The following is a 249-nucleotide window of genomic DNA, read 5'->3' as shown; positions in this document are numbered from 1 at the left end:
ACCTGTTCACCTTGGTCGAGTTTCGTCTTCCAAAATTGCCGTTCAAAAGCTTGTTCGTCAGTTTGAATCTAAATACCCTGGCGCAACGCTACACTTTGTTTATGAAGCAGGCCCTTGTGGTTATTGGATTTACAGATTAATCACAAGCCTTGGCCATTGCTGTTATGTGGTTGCCCCGTCTCTTATTCCTAAAAAACCAGGCGAGAAGATTAAAACCGATAAACGTGATGCCCTTAAGCTCGCTAAATT

At 43.0% G+C, this 249-nt stretch carries 1 pseudogene; it reads left to right on the top strand.

The window, feature by feature from the left end:
- A pseudogene (locus tag H5180_RS23390) lies at positions 1–249 on the top strand (IS110 family transposase); the annotation flags it as partial.

Source organism: Pseudoalteromonas sp. SR41-4 (assembly GCF_014163985.1).
In the GTDB taxonomy this organism is placed as follows: Bacteria; Pseudomonadota; Gammaproteobacteria; order Enterobacterales; family Alteromonadaceae; genus Pseudoalteromonas; species Pseudoalteromonas rhizosphaerae.
The sequence above is the reverse complement of the archived record's forward strand: the minus strand, read 5'-3'. Positions and strand labels throughout refer to the sequence as shown.